At 49.0% G+C, this 17,484-nt stretch carries 16 protein-coding genes; 1 reads left to right on the top strand and 15 read right to left on the bottom strand.

Annotated features, from left to right (window positions below; all coding sequences use genetic code 11):
- Nucleotides 1–129: 129 nt before the first annotated feature.
- The 12 genes from BCOA_RS32855 to BCOA_RS32800 all read right to left on the bottom strand — a co-directional run bounded on the left by BCOA_RS32855 (nucleotide 130) and on the right by BCOA_RS32800 (nucleotide 14,997).
- Nucleotides 130–1,314 carry an LL-diaminopimelate aminotransferase gene (locus BCOA_RS32855; RefSeq protein ID WP_014098239.1) on the bottom strand — a complete coding sequence of 395 codons (1,185 nt, stop codon included), beginning with the start codon at nucleotides 1,312–1,314 and terminating at the stop codon, nucleotides 130–132.
- 238 nt (nucleotides 1,315–1,552) lie between these two features.
- Nucleotides 1,553–2,935 (bottom strand): argininosuccinate lyase, encoded by a 1,383-nt coding sequence (gene argH, locus BCOA_RS32850; RefSeq protein WP_026683381.1) that lies wholly within the window; start codon nucleotides 2,933–2,935, stop codon nucleotides 1,553–1,555.
- 186 nt (nucleotides 2,936–3,121) lie between these two features.
- Entirely contained in the window at nucleotides 3,122–4,336 is a 1,215-nt protein-coding gene (locus BCOA_RS32845; RefSeq protein WP_014098237.1) for an argininosuccinate synthase, read from the bottom strand.
- Between the two features lie 68 nt (nucleotides 4,337–4,404).
- Complete coding sequence (gene argF / locus BCOA_RS32840; protein ID WP_014098236.1) at nucleotides 4,405–5,358, bottom strand: ornithine carbamoyltransferase; 954 nt, start codon at nucleotides 5,356–5,358, stop codon at nucleotides 4,405–4,407.
- Between the two features lie 17 nt (nucleotides 5,359–5,375).
- On the bottom strand, nucleotides 5,376–8,579 hold the full coding sequence (carB, locus tag BCOA_RS32835; RefSeq protein ID WP_014098235.1) for a carbamoyl-phosphate synthase (glutamine-hydrolyzing) large subunit: 3,204 nt from the start codon (nucleotides 8,577–8,579) through the stop codon (nucleotides 5,376–5,378).
- A complete protein-coding gene (locus tag BCOA_RS32830; protein ID WP_014098234.1) occupies nucleotides 8,566–9,642 on the bottom strand; it encodes a carbamoyl phosphate synthase small subunit in 1,077 nt (358 codons plus the stop codon). Before BCOA_RS32830 ends, carB begins: the two co-directional genes overlap by 14 nt.
- A 30-nt stretch (nucleotides 9,643–9,672) precedes the next feature.
- A complete protein-coding gene (locus BCOA_RS32825; RefSeq protein WP_014098233.1) occupies nucleotides 9,673–10,869 on the bottom strand; it encodes an acetylornithine transaminase in 1,197 nt (398 codons plus the stop codon).
- Entirely contained in the window at nucleotides 10,862–11,650 is a 789-nt protein-coding gene (gene argB / locus BCOA_RS32820; RefSeq protein WP_014098232.1) for an acetylglutamate kinase, read from the bottom strand. The genes BCOA_RS32825 and argB overlap by 8 nt, the downstream gene beginning before the upstream one ends.
- A 64-nt stretch (nucleotides 11,651–11,714) precedes the next feature.
- A complete protein-coding gene (gene argJ, locus BCOA_RS32815) occupies nucleotides 11,715–12,953 on the bottom strand; it encodes a bifunctional glutamate N-acetyltransferase/amino-acid acetyltransferase ArgJ (RefSeq protein ID WP_014098231.1) in 1,239 nt (412 codons plus the stop codon).
- Nucleotides 12,954–12,992: 39 nt separating this feature from the next.
- Entirely contained in the window at nucleotides 12,993–14,030 is a 1,038-nt protein-coding gene (gene argC / locus BCOA_RS32810) for an N-acetyl-gamma-glutamyl-phosphate reductase (RefSeq protein ID WP_014098230.1), read from the bottom strand.
- A gap of 163 nt (nucleotides 14,031–14,193) precedes the next feature.
- A complete protein-coding gene (locus tag BCOA_RS32805) occupies nucleotides 14,194–14,520 on the bottom strand; it encodes a hypothetical protein (RefSeq protein WP_014098229.1) in 327 nt (108 codons plus the stop codon).
- Nucleotides 14,521–14,535: 15 nt separating this feature from the next.
- Nucleotides 14,536–14,997, bottom strand: coding sequence for a hypothetical protein (locus tag BCOA_RS32800; RefSeq protein WP_014098228.1), 462 nt, complete (start codon nucleotides 14,995–14,997; stop codon nucleotides 14,536–14,538).
- A 155-nt stretch (nucleotides 14,998–15,152) separates the two neighbouring features.
- On the opposite strand from BCOA_RS32800, the gene BCOA_RS32795 reads away from it, so the two are divergent.
- Nucleotides 15,153–15,977 (top strand): manganese catalase family protein, encoded by an 825-nt coding sequence (locus tag BCOA_RS32795; RefSeq protein ID WP_014098227.1) that lies wholly within the window; start codon nucleotides 15,153–15,155, stop codon nucleotides 15,975–15,977.
- Between the two features lie 49 nt (nucleotides 15,978–16,026).
- On the opposite strand, the gene BCOA_RS32790 is transcribed toward BCOA_RS32795, so the two are convergent.
- From BCOA_RS32790 to BCOA_RS32780, 3 genes are all read right to left on the bottom strand, one after another.
- Complete coding sequence (locus tag BCOA_RS32790) at nucleotides 16,027–16,494, bottom strand: hypothetical protein (RefSeq protein ID WP_014098226.1); 468 nt, start codon at nucleotides 16,492–16,494, stop codon at nucleotides 16,027–16,029.
- Between the two features lie 161 nt (nucleotides 16,495–16,655).
- A complete protein-coding gene (locus BCOA_RS32785; protein ID WP_013859436.1) occupies nucleotides 16,656–16,856 on the bottom strand; it encodes a cold-shock protein in 201 nt (66 codons plus the stop codon).
- A 320-nt stretch (nucleotides 16,857–17,176) separates the two neighbouring features.
- Nucleotides 17,177–17,422, bottom strand: a complete 246-nt coding sequence (locus tag BCOA_RS32780) for a hypothetical protein (RefSeq protein ID WP_014098225.1) — start codon at nucleotides 17,420–17,422, stop codon at nucleotides 17,177–17,179.
- Between the last annotated feature and the right edge of the window lie 62 nt (nucleotides 17,423–17,484).

The raw sequence follows: 17,484 nt of genomic DNA, 5'->3' as shown, positions 1-17,484 counted from the left end.
GCATTTCATTGTGAGCGTCTATCTTATTTTCAGGGAACAAGGGAAACTTTCACATATTTATGTGAAATTATTCACATAATATGCATTGACAGCCGGCTTGGCCGCCCCAACATGCAAAAAGCGGGCCCCTTAAAGGAGTCCCGCTTTTTGCGGCAAATGCACGCCGCTTTTTTCAATGCGGCGGACAGCTTCCATAAGCCTTTCTTCATCCTGTACAAGCGCGATTCTGACATATCCTTCGCCGTGGGGACCAAAGGCGTTGCCAGGCGTAACCACAACGCCGGCTTTGTCCATCAGTTCATATGTAAAAGCGAGGGACTTTTTGCCTTCCGGGATTTTGGCCCACAAAAACATCGTAGCATCAGACGGGCGGATTTCCCAGCCGATCCGCGATAATCCGGAAACAAACAAATCCCTTCTTTTCTCATACAGTGCAGCATTGTGGCGCGCGAATTCCTTGCCGTTTGCCAAAGCAGCGGCAGCCGCCCTTTGGACCGGTTCAAAAATGCCGTAATCCATATGCGATTTCATTTGGGCAAACAGCCGGATCACTTCCCGGTTCCCTGCCAGAAAACCGATCCGTGCCCCCGCCAGGTTAAAGCTTTTCGATAAGGAATTAAATTCAACCCCCACATCTTTTGCCCCGTCAACAGACAGGAAACTGATCGGCTTTTTCCCGTTAAAGACGAGTTCACAATAGGCAAAATCGTGGACGACGACGAGATCATATTGTTTTGCAAACCGGACGGCTTCTTCAAAAAACTTTTTCTCAGCAAGCACCGGGATTGGGTTGCCCGGAAAATTCAGCATCATCATTTTCGCTTTTTTTGCGATCTCTTCCGGGATTTTTGACAAATCCGGCATAAATCCGTTCTCTTCCAGAAGTGGCATCGGATAAGGTACGGCTTCCGCCAGTTTTACCCCTGATTCATAGGCTGTATAACCGGGATCCGGAACGAGAATGATATCGCCGGGGTTACAAAAGACGAGTGGAAGATGGATAATGCCATCCTGGGAACCCGCAAGCTGAATGATTTCGTGTTCAGGATCCAGTTTCACTCCGAACTGTTCGTAATACCGGGCCGCCGCCTCGTAGAAAGGTCCGATCCCGGAAATTGTATACCCGTATTGGCGTGGGTCAGCTGCATTTCGGGCCATTTCTTCCATTACAAAAGCAGGCGGTGCCTGATCCGGACTCCCGATGCTTAAGTCAATCATCCGGTTGCCTTCTTCTATTTTTTTCTTTTTGTACGCCAAAAGCTCATTGAATATCAACGTCGGTAACTGGTTCATGCGTCTTGCAGTGTCAACCAAAAGCTTTTCCTCCCAATTTCCCGGTCCTAGGGCTTTGTGTGCCTGTTCCAGGATGCATTAGCATAAGATTAAAAGGTTTATAATGATTTATTGTACCACACTTTCCGGCATCCTGGGAGCTGTTATCATACAGTTATAGTTGGAAGCGAAGGATCCGGCCTGATTAAAAGCCTGACGATTGCGTAAGAAGCCCGTTTCTTATGCTTTTGATTCCGTAGCCACGTTTGCATCCGCTTGTTCAATCCGGTTTGCGGAGTTGTTTTTCCGCCATCTGAAGCTGTGCCGCCACTTGTGCATGTCCTGTTCCCCCGGCGCTGTTCCGCATTTTTACAACATGAACCGGTTTCAGCACTTCAAAAATATCGGCCTCAAAAAGCGGGCTGAACGACTGGTATTCATCCAGTGTCAGGTCAAGCAAATACTTGCCGTGCTGAATGCCATAAAGGACAATCTGCCCGATCACCGCATGCGCCTCACGGAACGGCAGCCCTTTTTTTGCCAAATAATCGGCAATATCGGTTGCATTCGCGTAATCGTTCGAGACAGCCCGGAACATCTTCTCCCGGTTCACTTTCATCGTTTCAATCATCGGCGCAAGCAGCTTAAGCGCCCCTTGAAGCGTATCAGCCGTATCAAAAATGCCTTCTTTATCTTCCTGCATGTCTTTATTATAGGCAAGCGGCAACCCTTTCAGGACGGTCAACAGCCCGATGAGGTTCCCGAACACCCTTCCCGTTTTCCCGCGCAAAAGTTCGGGGACATCGGGATTTTTCTTTTGTGGCATAATGCTTGACCCCGTGCAAAAAGAATCATCCAGCTCGATAAACTGGAATTCCTGGCTCGACCACAGCACCAGTTCTTCCGACAAACGGGAAATATGCGTCATCAATATAGCGGCATTTGCCAAAAATTCAAGCACAAAGTCGCGGTCGCTGACAGCATCCAGGCTGTTCGGATAAATGCGGGAAAATCCGAGCAGTTCGCGCGTCCGTTCCCTGTCAATCGGAAAAGTCGTCCCGGCAAGCGCCCCGGCACCGAGCGGCAGCCAGTCCGTCCGCTTTAAGCTGTCTGAAAATCTCTCTTTATCACGTTCCAGCATCCAAAAATAAGCGAGAAGATGGTGGGCAAACAACACCGGCTGCGCCCGTTGCAGATGGGTGTAACCGGGCATCATCGTTTCTTTGTTTTCTTTTGCTTTCGTCACGATGGCTTCCTGGACGAGCGCAATCAGGCGGATCATTTCTTTTGTCGTTTTCCGGACATACAGGTGCATATCGGTCGCAACCTGGTCATTCCGGCTCCGCCCTGTATGCAGCTTCCCGCCGGCAGGGCCGATTTCATCCATCAGCATTTTTTCGATATTCATATGGATATCTTCATTCTCAACTGTAAATGCTGCTTCCCCGTTTTTAATTTTTTCGGCAATTTTCCGAAGCCCTGCTTTGATCTGTTCCACATCGTTCTCAGGCAAAATGCCGCATTCGCCAAGCATTTGGACATGGGCAAGGCTCCCTTCAATATCTTCAAAAGCAAGCCTTTGGTCATATCCGATCGAAGCTGTATAGGTTTCAACAAGCTGATTCGTTTCCTTTGTAAAACGTCCGCCCCAAAGCTTTGACAATGTCATTTCCTCCTGCTGCAATAGAATTAAAAAATGAAGGCTGCACGGCAAACCGCCACAGCCTTCCGGATATTTTACCGTTTTCTCCCGGCCCGGTAAACAGGTGAAAAATACCTGAACGGGCCGGTTCCAACCTTGAAATTTGCCGTGCTTATGATTTAACATCAGAAACAACGGCCAAATGGCTTATTGATTTAACACTTTCCCGTTTTCCTGGATTTCGGCAAATACTTTTGTCGGCAGCCCCCACAGTTTGATGAAGCCGACTGCAGCATTATGGTCAAACGAATCGCCTTTCAAATAGGTCGCCAGTTCTTCATTATACAGGCTGTATGGGGATTTTCTTGCCACTACCGTGTGGGTGCCTTTAAACAGTTTCACGCGGACCGTGCCGGTGACCGTTTTCTGTGTTTCCTCGACAAACGCATCGAGCGCGGCCTTTAACGGCGAATACCAGAGCCCTTCATAAATGATTTTGGTCAACTGCTGTTCCACCGTTGTTTTAAATTGTGTCACTTCACGTGGCAGCGTTAAAAATTCCAGTTCTTTATGGGCATTGATCAGCACGACTGCAGCAGGGTTTTCGTATACTTCGCGCGATTTGATCCCGACAAGGCGGTTTTCAATATGGTCGATTCTGCCGATGCCATGTTTGCCGGCTGTCAGGTTCAGCTCTTCGATCATTTGGACGAGGCCCATCGCTTTGCCGTTTAAGGCAACCGGGACGCCTTTTTCAAACGTAATTTCAATATATTCTGGCTCATCCGGCGTCATTTCGATCGGCGCAGTCCAGTCGAATGCTGCTTCCGGCGCTTCGTTCCAAGGATTTTCAAGGACGCCGGCTTCGCACGCTCTTCCCCATATATTGGCATCAATCGAAAACGGATTATCTAAGTCTACCGGAATCGGAATATTGTTTTTCTCCGCATATGCAATTTCTTCATCGCGGGTCATGCCCCATTCACGGACAGGCGCAACGACTTTCAGGTTCGGGTTCAGCGCCTGAACGGACACTTCAAAACGGACCTGGTCGTTCCCTTTTCCGGTACAGCCGTGCGCCACGGCAACGGCGCCTTCCTGTTCCGCGACATCTACCAAAAGCTTTGAAATAAGCGGGCGGCTGATCGCAGAAGACAGCGGATATTTTCCTTCATAGAGCGCATTTGCCTTTAATGCCGGCAATATATAATCTTTTGCAAGCATTTCTTTCCCGTCTATGATCACAGCTTTGATTGCACCGACATTCAGCGCTTTCTGGCGGATTGCATTTAAATCTTTGCCTTCGCCGACGTCAATGCCAAGCGCAATAACATCATAGCCGTATTTTTCCTGAATCCATTTAATCGATACGGATGTATCCAAACCGCCTGAGTAGGCCAATACAATTTTTTCCTTTGCCATTTCTCTCTCCCTGCCTCTTTGTATAATTAATATTGAAGTTGAATTTTTATACACCCATTATATCGGATTCATTCAACATTTTCCAGTAGTTTTTTTAAAATGGCTTTATGGGCATGGAGCCGGTTCTCCGCCTCGTCAAAAACCGCGGAATGCGGGCCGTCAATGACCGCCTCCGTGACTTCTTCGCCGCGGTGGGCGGGCAGGCAATGGAGGAAAAGAAAATCTTTTTTTGCCAGTTTGCATAATGATTCATTTACCTGATAATCTTGTAAATCTTCGAGCCGTTTCTTCGTTTCGTCTTCCTGCCCCATGCTCGCCCACACATCGGTGATGACCACATCGGCATTCCGGATCATTTCTTCCGGGTTTTGGCCCATTTCAATACAGACCCCTTTTTTGGCCGCTTCTTTTTGAGCCCCGGCAAGAATGCCGGCATTCGGCAAATAGCCTTCCGGGGCAGCGACGGACATATGCATACCCGCCTTTGCCGCCCCCTCGAGCAATGAGTGGCACATATTGTTATTGCCGTCCCCGAGGTAGCAGATTTTGAGCCCGGCCAGTTGTCCTTTATATTCCTGAATGGTCAGCAAATCGGCCAAAACCTGGGTCGGATGGTGCAGATCGGTCAGCCCGTTGATCACAGGGACATCTGCGTGGCGCGCAAAAGATTCGATGGTTTCGTGCGCGAATGTGCGGATCATCAGGCAGTCGACATAACGCGACAACACTTTTGCCGTGTCATGGATCGTCTCACCGCGCCCGAGCTGAATATCCCTTGAACTGAGGAAAAGAGCGTGGCCGCCGAGCTGGAGCATGCCGGCTTCAAATGAAACCCGGGTGCGCGTGGATGATTTTTCAAAAATCATACCGAGCACTTTCCCTTTTAAGTACGGGGTCTCCTTCCCTTCTTTATGCGCTTTTTTTAAAGCGGCCGCTTCCTGGAGCAGATCGTTCAGCTCCTCTTCCTGCAGCGCGCCGATTGTTAAAAAATCTTTCTTTTTCGTACGGGCCAATGTCGCCATCTGTATCTTCCTTTCTGCTAAACTTCTGCTTTTATACGGTTAAAATCGTGAAGCGGGGCCACTTTTGGCGTTGTCCCTGTGGCATAGCGGGTAATGGCTTCCAATGTATCCAGACAGGTAAACAGCGGAATATGGAAACGCATCGCTGCTTCACGCAGCTTGCTGCCGCCCCTTCTTTGGTCCCGCCCTTTTGTCGGGATGACCACCGCAGCGGTCACGGGTTGCTGTTCGAAAAAGGCGGAGGCATCCTCAAGGCCTACTGTTTCCGCCGCCACGCCGTTTTTCGCCAGGAACCGGGCCGTATGTTCCGTTGCGGCAATCCGGTAGCCTCTGTCCGCCAATGTTTTCAATACCGGGAGCGCGGCTGCTTTTTCGCGGTCCGTCACCGAGCAAAATACAAATTGTTCTTCAAGCGGCGGCTCAAACACCGGATCTTGGACGGACAGAAGCGTTTTTTCGAGTGCTTCCCCGAATGTCCGGGCAAGGCCGAGCACTTCGCCTGTTGATTTCATTTCAGGCCCTAAAACAGGGTCGACATCTTTCAGTTTTATATAGGAAAATACCGGTGCCTTCACGGCGACAAGTTCCGGCGGTGCAGGAAGCCCTTTTTCTGCAAGCGGTTTTCCGAGTTGTATGGCAATGGCGAGATCAATCATCGGAATGCCGGTGACTTTGCTTAAAATTGGGACGGTTCTTGAAGCACGCGGATTCACTTCCAGCACATAAACGGTCCCTTCATAAATTAAAAACTGGATATTGGCAATGCCTTTGATTTTGCCCTTTAAACAGATTTTTTCGGCATACCGGATAAGCGTTTCCTGCACAGACGGGCTTAAATGCTGGGGCGGATAAACGGCCATGCTGTCGCCGGAGTGGACGCCCGCTTTTTCAATATGTTCAAAAATGCCCGGGATGAGCACCTTCTCCCCGTCACAAATGCAGTCGAGTTCGCATTCCGTACCCGGCAAATACTGGTCAATCATAAGCGGCCAGCTTTTTTCGCTTGCGTACTTCAACGCATCCGCATAAGCGTTGAGTTCGTCTTCGTGGTAAAAAATGAACATTGACTGTCCGCCAATAACATAGGACGGGCGGACAAGCACCGGAAACGACAGGTCTTTTGCCCCCCGTTTCAGTTCTTCTGCATCATAGGCGGTATGCCCTTTAATATGCGGAATGCCAAGCTCATCCAGCAGCTTGTAAAAAAGGTTGCGATCCTCAAGCTGGTCGATTTGTTCCACGTTCGTTCCAAACAGTTTCACGCCTTCAGCTTCAAGGCTCGATGCGACATTGATCGCGGTCTGGCCGCCGAATTGCGTGAAGACGCCTGCCACCTGCTCTTTTTCAATAATATGCAGCAAATCTTCCGGGCGCAGCGGGTCAAAATACAATTTATCCGCCATTGAAAAATCGGTGCTGACCGTTTCCGGATTGTTGTTTACAACAATCGTTTCATAGCCAAGTTGTTTGAGCGCCATAACGGCATGGACCGAGCAGTAATCAAATTCAATTCCCTGCCCAATGCGGATCGGTCCGGAACCGATGATCAGCACTTTCGGGCGGTTTGATACTTCCACTTCATCCCGGCCGCCCCAGGTGGAATAGTAGTACGGCGTTTGCGCCTCAAACTCGGCGGCACAGGTGTCCACAAGTTTATAAACCGGCATAAGCCCGAGCTGTTTTCTTTTTTCGCGCACCGCTTTTTCGCTGCATCCGCATAATGCCGAAAGACACTCATCACTGATGTTCATTTTTTTGGCTGCGCGCAGCAAAGCAGCCGGCATCGTATCGATCGTATATTGCTTGCATGTTTCTTCCATATCCACGATATTTTTTATTTTTTCAAGAAACCAGCGGTCGATTTCCGTGTATTTTTCAATGTCATCCAGCGCCATGCCTTTACGCATCGCTTCCGCCACCGCAAACAGGCGGATATCGGTCGCTTCCGTTAAAAGTGGGACCAAATCATCCGGCTGTTTTTCAGCAAGCGCCGGATAGAACAGACCTGAAAGCCCGAGTTCAAGCGAACGGATTCCTTTGTTAAGCGCTCCTTCAAATGTGCGGTCGATCGCCATTGCTTCGCCGGTCGCCTTCATTTGCGTGCCAAGTTTCCGGTCCGCTTCCGTAAATTTGTCGAACGGAAAGCGCGGAATTTTCACGACAACATAATCAAGGGCCGGTTCGAAGGAAGCAAACGTGTTGCCGGTTACCGGGTTTAAAATTTCATCCAGATGATAGCCGATTGCGCATTTCGTGGCAATGCGGGCGATCGGGTAACCGGTTGCTTTCGAAGCCAAGGCGGATGACCGGCTGACGCGCGGATTGACTTCAATAATATTGTACTGGTCGGAGTGGGGATCGAGCGCAAATTGGATGTTGCACCCGCCGATCACCCCGAGCGCGCGAATCACTTTTAAAGAAGCGTCCCGGAGCAGCTGGTACTGCACATCCGATAAAGTCTGCGATGGCGCGACCACAATCGAGTCGCCCGTATGCACTCCGACCGGATCGATATTTTCCATATTGCAGACAATGATGCACGTGTCGTTTGCATCGCGCACGACTTCGTATTCAATTTCTTTCCAGCCTTTGATGCTTTTTTCAAGCAGCACCTGGTGGATCGGGCTCAGGTCAAGGCCGCGCTGGAGCACTTCCCGAAGTTCTTCATCATTGGCTGCAAATCCCCCGCCGGAGCCGCCAAGCGTATAAGCGGGGCGGATAATGACGGGGTAGCCGATTTTTTTCGCAAATGCCAGCCCGTCTTCCATATTTTCCACAATTTTTGACGGCGGGATCGGTTCCCCGATATCAAGCATCAACTGGCGGAACTTTTCGCGGTCTTCCCCCTTCTGGATCGAATCCACCGGTGTCCCGAGCAATTGTACCCCATACTTATCGAGAATCCCCGCTTCATAGAGCTGGACGGTGAGATTCAGGCCGGTTTGCCCGCCCAATGTCCCGATAATGCCGTCCGGACGCTCTTTTTGTAAAATCTGTTCTATCGACTCCACCGTCAGCGGGTCAAAATAAATCCGGTCGGCCATTTCTTCATCAGTCATGATCGTTGCCGGATTGCTGTTGACAAGCACGACTTCAATTCCTTCTTCTTTCAAGGCAAGGCAGCTCTGCGTACCCGCATAATCAAATTCGGCGGCCTGGCCGATAACAATCGGGCCGGAGCCGATCACAAGCACTTTTTTGATCGATTTATTGAATGGCATAAGACAAAACTCCCGCTCTTTGTTGTACTCGTTGTAAAAAGTGGTCAAAAATGTATTCGGAATCACGCGGCCCCGGATGTGCTTCCGGGTGGAACTGGACGGAATAGACCGGCAAGTCCGGATGGATGCAGCCTTCAACCGTGCCGTCATTCACATTCTTAAAGGAAAGCTCGAGTTCCGATCCGGCAAGTGATGCTTCATCGACAACATAGCCATGGTTTTGGGCTGTCATCAACACTTTTCCAGTCTTTAAATCTTTAACCGGATGGTTGCCGCCCCTGTGGCCGAACGGCAGCTTTTTCGTCTTTGCCCCGTAAGCGAGTGCCAATAGCTGGTGGCCGAGGCAAATGCCAAGCACCGGATAAGCGGCGCTTACTTTTTTGATTTCCGGCAGCCACTCGGCTAGTTTAGCAGGATCCCCAGGGCCGTTTGAAATGACAATGCCGTCAGGTGCAAGTTCCGCCATTTGTTTTGCCGTAAAATCAAAGGGCACGACGGTCACTTTGCAGTTGCGGTCAAGCAAGTATTGCAAAATGGATTTTTTGTAGCCGAAATCCATCAAAGCAATGTGCAAAGGGCCATCTCCATACGTTTCCGGTTGTTTTATGGCCACTTCGGCTACGAAAAATTCATCGCCGCCGCATGGCACTTTTTGATCGCGGGACGTTGAAACAAGGCCGCGCACAGTGCCGCGTTTTCTGATCGTTTTTACAAGCGCGCGCGTGTCCACTCCTGCAAGGCAAGGGACACCCGACTTTTCCAAAAAGGATAGGGCCGTCTTTTCCACTTTATAAAAACTCGGGCTTGCGCATATTTCACCGGTCACAACCGCGCGCGCCGAGATGCTTTTGCTTTCGTGATCATCGCCGTTTACGCCGTAATTGCCGATTAAAGGGTAACAAAACACCAGAATCTGCCCGGTGTACGACGGGTCGGTGAGCATTTCCTGGTACCCCGTCATGCCGGTGTTAAATACCACTTCTCCCGTTGTTTCAGCGGGGTTTCCCGCAAAAAAGCCTTCAAAAATTTCTCCCGTTTCAAGAATAAGATATCCGCTTGTCACGATGTCTGTCCTCCCTTGTCTCTTTGCCGGTTAAAGATTGTTTTGGCTTGCCTTAGTAAAAACAGTTTTCATTTTTTCTGCAAAAAGCGCCGTTTCCTTTTCCGTAATAACAAGCGGCGGCAACAGACGGACAACATGCGGGCCTGCTGTTAATACAAGCAAATGCTCAGCCAATGCCGCCCGGGTGATTTTTACAGCTTCCATTTCCGTTTCAAGGCCGGCCATCAGCCCTTTCCCGCGGATTTCTTTAATAAAAGAAAATTGCGTCTTCAAGTCTTCCAATTTTGTCCAAAAATCGATGCTTTGTTTTTGGACATGTTCGATGATATTTTCTTCCGCAAACGTTTCAAGCGTTGCCAGACCGGCTGTCGCAGATAGCGGGTTGCCGCCAAAAGTGCTGCCGTGCGTACCGGGCGTAAAGCTTTGCGCGATTTTTTCTTTCGCGAGCATGGCGCCAATCGGAATGCCGGACCCCAGCCCTTTTGCAAGCGTCATGATATCCGGTTCGAAGCCGTACTGTTCATAGGCAAACAGTGTACCGGTACGGCCCATGCCCGTCTGCACTTCATCTACAATGATTAAACAATCGTTCTTTCTGCACGTGCGGACAAGGGCATCCACCCAATCCTGTTCCGCAGGGATGACGCCGCCTTCCCCCTGAATCAGTTCAAACATGACGGCAATGGGCTTAAGCTTTTCGAGATCGCGGAGTGCCGTGATGTCGTTAAACGGCAAATAGGTGAATCCCGGCACAAGCGGTTCAAAGCCATGCTGGATTTTTTCCTGTGCCGTTGCCGACAATGTCCCGAGTGTCCGGCCGTGGAACGAAGCCTTGAAGGTGACGATGGGCCCCGATTTTCCGCGTTTTTTTGCATCAAGGCGGGCCAGTTTGATCGCCGCTTCATTGGCTTCCGCGCCGCTGTTTGCGAAAAACACCCGGTCAAATACGCTTTGTGCTGCTAGTTTTTCAGCCAGCTCTTCCTGCGGCCCGATTTCAAACAGATTGGAAGTATGCCAGATTTGGTCCAGCTGGCCGGTCACCTTGGTTTTTACCTTTTCGGGGACATGGCCGAGATTGCAAACGGCAATGCCTGAAGTAAAATCCAAATATTTTTCTCCATTTTCATCCCATACATAACTGCCTTTTCCTTTTACAAACTTTACCGGCGTCCGGCTGTACGTTTGCATAAGTGCTTGCTTTTTTACCGTTTGCGTCATCTTATCCATCGATCAAAACCCCGTTCCCTGTAAATTTCGTCCCGGTTTTTCCGCCGCCTGCCAAAAACAGGAGGCTGTCTTCTTCTGTCCCGTCCACAATCACCACTTCTTTTACGCCGGACCGGATGCATTCCGCTGCTGCCCGGACTTTCGGAATCATGCCACCGGTAATGACTTGTTTTTGGATGAGCCCGTCAACCTGTCCGGGGGTAAGATAAGGGAGCACTTTCCCTTCCATCATGACCCCGGGGACATCCGTCACCATCCAAACACGCGCGTTCATTTTCCGGGCAACCGCGGCTGCTGCCAAATCAGCATTGACATTCAGGCGCTGGCCGTTTTTATCCGTCGCAACCGGGGAAATGACTGGGATAAACTGCTGTCGCAATAAAGCAAGCAGCACCTGTTCGTTTACAGATTCGATTTCCCCGACATACCCGAGATTCGGTGTCTCAATCTTCCTGGCAGTTAAAAGCCGTGAGTCGGTTCCGCTGATGCCGACCGCTTTGGCCCCCGCCTGCGAGAGCCGGCGCGTAATCCATTTGTTGATGGAGCCGGAAAGCACCATCTCAACGACGTTTAACACCGGCTCGGTCGTAACGCGCAACCCGTTTTTAAATTGCGTTTTGATCTGCATTTTTTCCAACATGGCTGAGATCGCCGGTCCCCCGCCGTGAACGATGACAGGTTCAAGCCCGAATCGCGCTTTGATTTGCACCAGATTTTCAAAAAATGCATCCGGCAGCTGATGGAGAATGCTGCCGCCGCACTTGATGACAACGTATGCCAATTTGGCCAACCCCTTATAAATAGTTATTGAATTGTATAATTATGCAACAATGCGTGCACAAACATTATGAGCGATAAGTAGCATTGATTTTCACATAATCATAGGTCAGGTCGCATCCCCATGCAGTACCCTGGCAAGTTCCGGCACCAAGGTCGATGGCGATACAGATTTTATCATTTTCCTTTAAATAGGCATGTGCCTCGTCTTCGGAATAGGAAGCCGGCATGCCCTTTTCCACTACGGGAATCCCGCCGATGCGGATAGAAAGCGTTTGTTCATCCACTTGGACACCGCTGTATCCGATCGCATTGATAATCCTTCCCCAGTTCGCATCGGCGCCAAAGACAGCAGCTTTTACCAAATTTGAGCCGATAACGGTTTTTGCGACCGTTTGTGCCTCTTTTTCCGTTTCAGCCCCGGTTACACAGACTTCAACCAGTTTCGTCGCGCCTTCCCCGTCTCTTGCAATTTGTTTGGCAAGTTCCCGGGCAATATAGGCAAAGCTTTCTGCGAATTTCTTCCAATCCGGGTGTGCATAGGAAAGCGTATCGTTTCCGGCCAGCCCGTTTGCCATTACAACGACCATGTCATTTGTGCTTGTGTCGCCGTCCACCGTGATCATATTGAACGTTTCATCGACCGTTTGTTTCAGCAGGTTTTGCAATGCAGCGGCCTCAACTTTGGCGTCTGTCGTGATAAAAGCGAGCATCGTTGCCATGTTCGGATGGATCATCCCCGATCCTTTGGCGCAGCCGGCAACCGTGACCGTTTTCCCATCAATTTCAAGCGTTACGCAGGCGCGTTTTTGAAAGGTGTCCGTCGTAAGTATCGCTTTTTCAAAAAGGTCCGGATGGGATGTGCCCTCTTTCTCGATACGGCGAATGCCGGTTTCAATTTTTTCAACCGGTAAAAGCTCGCCAATGACACCTGTTGAGGCAACGCCGATCAGGCTTTCGTTTACGCCGATTTGAGCGGCGAACCATTCCCGCATCAGGCGGGCGTGGCGGAGGCCTTCATTGCCTGTAAAGGAGTTCGCGTTTCCCGAATTCACAATGATGCCGGACAGCTTCCCACTTTCCATAATGCTTTCTTTTGTAATCTGGATGGGTGCAGCTTGAAACTGATTCGTCGTGTAGACCGCAGCCGCTTGTGCCGGGACAGCGGAGTAAAGCCACCCAAGATCCGGACGTTTTCTTTTAATGCCGCAATGGAGCCCACCGGCAAAAAATCCTGCCGGGCTCGAGATGTTTCCGTCTGTTTTCGTAAAAAATGCAGTACTTTCTTTTTCATATAATTGATTCATTGCCATCCTCCATATATAAACGGTATGTTTAAGATTGCCTTATGGATAAACCGGAACATGGTCGAGCCCTGTATCTTCTTCCAGCCCGAAAAGCAGATTCATATTTTGGATTGCCTGCCCGCTTGCACCTTTTACAAGATTGTCAATGGCAGAAATGACCACGAGCCTCCCCGTCCGTTCATCCACATGGACGCCTATATCACAGTAATTTGAGGCGTATACTTCCTTTGTAGATGGAAAAGAACCAGCCGGCCTGATCCGGATAAATTTCCGGCCTTTATACACTTTCCTATAATATTGGCGGACATCTTCGGTGGTGACTTTTTTTGCTAAAGGCGCGTATATCGTGCAAAGAATCCCCCTCGTCATCGGAATAAGATGGGGCGTAAATGAAATTTTCGCTTCTTTTCCGGCAAACGCCTTGATGAACCGCTCGATTTCCGGTGTATGCTGGTGGCTTCCGACTTTGTACGCACCGGTATTTTCATTTACTTCAGTAAACAAGTTGCCTAGAGAAGGGGTTCTTCCCGCACCGGAAACACCGGTTTTACCATCAATCACAATAAAGGAAGTATCGATGAACCCCCCTTGAACAGGCGGGAGAAGTCCTAAAAGCGCTGCGGTCGGGAAGCAGCCGGGATTGGCGATCAGTTGAGCCTCTTTTATCCTGTCCGCATTCATTTCTGAAAGGCCGTAGATAGCTTTATCCAGCTCTTTTTGCGGGGCGGGTTCGCGTTTATACCATTGCCTGTACGCTTCCCCATCCAGCCTGAAATCCCCGGACAGGTCGATACACTTTAAACCTTTATCAACAAACCGTGGTACCCAGTTTTTGGCTACCCCAGACGGCGTTGCGAAAAACAATAGTTCTACCCTGCCTGCGATTTCATCCGGAACCATGTCTTCCAATCCGGCTTCTATGATTTGCTGGAAATGCGGGTAATGTGCGGTCAGCATCGTGCCTTTTGTGCGGTGCGATATCAACATTTCCAGTTGTGCGCGGGGATGGCGGGCAAGAAGTCTGACAAGTTCCGCACCGCTGTATCCGTTTGCCCCGACAATCCCTATTTTCAACATTTTCATCTCCCTATTGTTATGTATGTGCATTATTATAATTCATTATGTATGATTATACAAGGTTAAAAATATAAAAAAATAGAAACTTTTCGCTTTCAAGCATAACAAAAAAGATCAAGGCCTGCATCCGGCAGGGCTTGATCTTTTTCGTCTGCAAGGAAAATTAGTCGTGTGCCAATACGACGATTTTTCCGTTTGCCGCCGCACCGACATACCGGGTGGCAATTTCAAGCGGAATTCCGAGCTCAAGGACCTTTTCCAATATTTTTTCCGGGTATGTTTTTCTTTTGACCAGTGCTTTCAGTTCATTCATGAGATCCACATCCGTATGAAGGCATATTCCGTTTACACCTTTTCCGGCTTCGCGGCCGACTTCACGGATGGCCGCAGCATTGTTGGCGATGACAGTAATGCGCCCATTTTCTCTATGATGATGTAAAATGGCTTCCGCTGCTTCCCCGGGTCCGGCAAAAATTCCAATTAACTGCATATGCGTGTCCCCATATTAATCACCAAAAGAAATGACGAGTTTTTCCAGTTCCGCCGCGCTGGGTTCCGTCATCGTAAAGCCGAGTCTTTTCATTTCTTCAGCTACTGCCGCTGCATGGCTTTGATCCGTAACAATAAAGGTGCGGTCGCGCTGAATGGTGTCTTTCACTTTCGCCAAAAAGGAAAACAAAGCAGCGGTTTTCGGTTCTTGAATTTCACGCATAAAATGGGAAGATTTCTCGGTTACCGGCAAAATCCAAATCTCACATGCATATGGCATTTTTAAAATTTCATAGAAAGCATCTGTTTTTTCGAGCGGCGTACGCAGCGTATAATCGAAAAACTCATACACTTTCCGGCTGGAAAAAGGGAAGTTTGCAAACGGGCGAGAATCTTCCTTGTCGAACACGTGAATGTCCACTTTCGATTTATTTTTTTCAAAATAATTGTCTTCTGTTTTTGCAACGATATTTTGCATCGTTATGTTCCCCCTTGTATGTAAATCAGATTTCTTTTTATATTGCCTTTTTGCCCCGTTCTTAAACACCGGCGTTCGTTTTTTTCGAATGTTTAACCCGTTTTTCCTAGGGTAGACAGGAATTGAAGATCAAAACCGGAACAGGAGTGGAGCAGATGTTTTTACACAAAAAAGAGTTGCAGTTTGAAGCAAAACCTGAAAGGCCGGATCCGGTTTTCGCCAATAAAGTGCAGGAAGTGCTCGGCGGGCAATACGGGGAAATCTCTGTGATGATGCAGTATCTTCTCCAAGGATGGAACTGCCGGGCAGATGAAAAATACCGGGATATGCTGCTTGATATCGGGACAGAAGAAATCGGCCATGTGGAAATGCTCGCCACATTAATCGCCCGCCTGCTCGATAAGGCACCGGTCAAAATGCAGGAAGAAGCGGTTGCGAAAGACCCTGCCATTGCAGCTGTCATGGGCGGGATGAATCCGCAACACGCCATTGTCGGCGGGCTCGGCGCGTTGCCGGTCAACAGTGCGGGTGTTCCGTGGAGCGGCAGTTATATCGTATCAAGCGGGAATTTAATCGCTGACTTCCGCGCCAATCTCAACGCTGAATCGCAGGGGCGACTTCAAGTCGTCCGCTTATATGAAATGACGGACGATCCGGGCGTGAAAAAAACACTATCGTTTTTGATCGCGCGGGACACGATGCATCAGAACCAGTGGCTGGCCGCCCTGCGTGAACTGGAAGAACAGGAAGGTGTTGTCGTGCCGAGCACATTCCCTCCTGAACAGGAGCCTGAAGAATTTACCCATCTCTTTATCAATCATTCGGAAGGCAAAGAAAGTGCCAAGGGAAGATGGGCGAGCGGCGAAAGCATTGATGGAAAAGGTGAATTTAAATTTGTCGAACCTTTTGCATCCCATGACCGTGTCGGACAACAACCGGCACCGCCCTATGTGCACGGAACACTGCCAATCGTTAAATAAAGCAAAAACCGAAAGAAGACTTTCCTTCTTCCGGTTTTTTTGCCATTTCTTAATATGCACCCGCCATCACCGGTTGGCGGTAGGCAGATAGCGACTCATCCATGATTTTTTGAAAAAGCGGCTCAAGATGTACGGGGATCAGCTGGCCGGCAAAATCCCACGCATTTTGCTCAATCGTAAGTGCCAGTGCTTGCTTTTCCGGTAAATGCCCGGACTCTTCAAAGGCGGCGGACAATAGAGGCAGATTTTCATCCATCGCATGGCCGATTTCATGTGCAAGCACAATCGTGGCGTAAGGCAAAAACCATTCGCAGCTTCCAAACAATAGCTCGCACTGCCGCCGGATTGTCTCTATATACAGCGTAATCGTATCGGTGTGCGGATGGTATTTGCCGCCAACAAGGCGCCCGCCGGGGAACTGTTTCTTTATTTTCAAATGGGCGGTGCACCCGGCGTTTTTTAGTAATTCTGTTGCCATTTCTCTGATTTGCAAAATTCCCCTGTCTCCTTTATCCATATTGGCATTGCTCTTATCATATATTATGAAAGATCGCGATTGCAATATGTATCTATTTTTTATCCGAAGCGGCCGGATTAAAAGGATATTTTTTTTCCTAGCAAAGGGACGTGTGAACCTGATTCCCAAGGCAAAAAAAACAGGCCATAAAGGCCTGTTTTTTATAATTTCGAAACGTTTGCAGCTTGTGGTCCGCGGTTGCCTTCTTCAATATCAAAAGATACGGATTGGCCTTCTTCCAAAGTTTTAAAACCTTCGCCCTGAATCGCTGAGAAGTGAACAAATACATCGCTGCCGCCTTCACGTTCGATAAATCCGTAGCCTTTTTCCGAATTAAACCATTTTACTTTACCTTGTTCCATTTTGTTTCCTCCTAATGTGTTTGAACACAAAATTACTATCCTTGCTCAAGTGATTTCAGGGGGTCAGTTTTAAAACTTTTTCCTTCCTTACCATACCGAACAAAAATAATTCTTTATTATAATAGCAGATTATAAATGTGGTGTCAAGACGAATTGATTATTTTTTTCTTTATTTTTTTCTTTATTTTTTTCTCCACTAATGCCGTGATTTTTTCGGATGAAAACCTTTCATGGCTGCCGAATCCATCCGCCTGGAAAAATGCTGCTGCAAAAATGGGAAAAAGATGCCTGCACGCAGGCATCTTTTTCGGTAAAGCGTTTTATTTTTCTTCCCTGTACCCGTGGCCCGGAAAATTCCCGTATCCGCTGTGGCCGTAATGCCCGGAATGGTAATGATGATGGTGGCCGTGCGGGTAACCATAACCATGTGAGTGGCCGTACGAGTGGCCGTACGAATGCCCGTACGGATAACCGCCGTAACCACCGTATCCTCCATAATGGTGGTGGTGCCCATACGGCATATAATGGCCCGGATAGCCGCCATAATACTGCCTGGATTCTGCCAAATTTGTCACTCCTTTATCCATTGCTGCTTTTACAATATGGCAGTTGGAAGCGCATCGTTTGT

Source organism: Heyndrickxia coagulans 36D1 (genome assembly GCF_000169195.2).
GTDB classification, from domain to species: domain Bacteria; phylum Bacillota; class Bacilli; order Bacillales; family Bacillaceae_C; genus Weizmannia; species Weizmannia faecalis.
This window is presented reverse-complemented; position numbering and strand designations above follow the sequence as displayed.